The 2,023-nt window shown below is 73.0% G+C and carries 1 protein-coding gene; it reads left to right on the forward strand.

The genetic code is table 11. From position 1 onward, the window contains the following. On the forward strand, window positions 1–1,824 hold a 1,824-nt coding region (locus D7W79_RS41555), incomplete at its 5' end, for an efflux RND transporter permease subunit (RefSeq protein ID WP_147442346.1). Window positions 1,825–2,023: the final 199 nt, after the last annotated feature.

Consider the following 2,023-nt stretch of genomic DNA (forward strand, 5'->3'; position numbering starts at 1 on the left):
GGCGTGTCGGGCCAGTTCTTCTCCGCGCTGGCGTTCACGCTGTGCGCCGCCGTGCTGTTCTCGTGGGTGCTGGCCGTCACGCTGACGCCCGTCACCAACTCCACGCTCACCACGGTCGTGGTCTTCGCGCCGCTGTCGCTGCTGCCCGGCGTGTCGGGCCAGTTCTTCTCCGCGCTGGCGTTCACGCTGTGCGCCGCCGTGCTGTTCTCGTGGGTGCTGGCCGTCACGCTGACGCCGCTGCTGTGCGGGTGGCTGCTCGTCGCGCCCGGCGGCCATCACGCGCCCGAGCCTGTCATCCCGGGGTTCATGCTCGCGCAGTGGCGTGCGCGGCCGGGAACGCTGGTGGCCATCGTGGCGGTCATCGCCGTGCTGCTGGCGATGCTGGGCCGGGGCGTGGGAACGGGGTTCCTGCCGGAGCTGGATGAGGGCGCGTTCGTCGTGGACTACTTCACGCCGACGGGCACCTCGGTCGCGGAGGCGGACCGGCTGGGGCGCACGCTGGAGGCGGTGGTCGCTGAGATTCCAGAGGTCGTGGGCACCAGCCGGCGCCTGGGCGCGGAGCTGGGGCCGCCGGCGGCCACCGAGTCCTCGCGTGGCGACCTGACCGTGTCGCTCTCCCCCCACCGGACGCGCCACGGTCCGGACATCATCGAGGCGACGCGCACGCGGGCGGAAGCCGCCCTTCCCGGAGTCCGGCTGGAGTTCGTCGAGCTGCTGCAGGACGTGCTCTCCGACCTGGAAGGCGCGCCGGACCCCATCGAGGTCAAGCTGCTGGGGCCGGACGTCCAGGTGCTGCGGGAGTTCGCGCCACGCGCCGCCGAAGCGCTGCAGGACATCCCGGGCCTGGCGGACCTGTTCGACGGGGTCACCGGCTGCACTCCGGAGGCCCACCTGGAAGTGGACCTGGTCCAGGCGGGGCTCCTGGGCTTGACGACGCGGGAGGTGTCGGCGCAGGTCCGGACCGCGCTGCTGGGCGAGGTCGTCGGGACGCTCCCCCGCGAGGGACGTCCGGTGGACGTGCGCGTGCGGCTGCGTGACGCCGACCGTCTGGATCCCCAGGTGCTCCAGCGTCTGCGCCTACGAACCGCTTCGGGGCGGATGGTTCCGCTGACGCAGGTGGCGCGCGTGCGCCAGGAGTGCCAGCCTGCGGAGCTGCTTTCGGACAACCTGCGTCCGCTGGTGGCGGTGACGGGGCGGCTGGAGGCGCGGGACCTGGGCAGCGTCACCGCGGACGTGGAGGCGCGGCTCGCCACGCTGAAGCCGCCAGCGGGGGTGGAGGTGCGGCTGGGTGGTCAGCGCGAAAGTCAGCGCGAGTCCTTCCAGGCCCTCGTGCTCGTGCTGGTGTTGGCCACGCTGGGGGTCTTCCTGGTGCTGACCTTCCATTTCCGAGGGGTCGTGCTCCCGCTGCTCATCCTGGGCGCGGTCCCCGTGGCGCTCGCGGCGGGTGTCGCCTGCTTGCGGCTCACCGGCACGCCGCTCAACGTCTCCTCGTTGATGGGCTGCATCCTGCTCGTCGGGCTCGTCGTGAAGAACGGCATCCTCCTGCTCGACCGGGCGGAAGAGGGACGCGCCGAAGGGCTGTCCGCCACCGAGGCCGTTGGCCACGCCGCCGCCGTGCGCCTGCGCCCCATCCTCATGACGACGCTGGCGACGCTGCTGGGACTCGTCCCGCTCGCGCTCGGGTTGGGCGAGGGCGGCGAGCTGCAACGGCCGCTGGCCATCACCGTGCTGGGGGGCCTGGCCCTGTCCACGTTGACGGTGTTGGTGGGGCTGCCGGCGGCGTACGTGCTGGTGCGCCGGCACGCGGCCGCCGCGAAGGGCTGAGGGCAGGGGAGGGCTCCAACGGCGTCAGTGGCTGGGGGCCGGTCGTCGCGTCCCGGGTGTCACCGCGCGCCTCGCAGCGGGGCTCCGCGCTCCGCGCTGTAACCTTTCGGCGTCCTCTTTCGTGGTGGCCGTTGGATGCCCGGAATGCGCCGGGCGCCGGGACGGAGGACGGACATGCAGGCGATGAAGGTGGCCGTGG

This window comes from Corallococcus exercitus, assembly GCF_003611585.1.
Classification (GTDB): Bacteria; Myxococcota; Myxococcia; order Myxococcales; family Myxococcaceae; genus Corallococcus; species Corallococcus exercitus.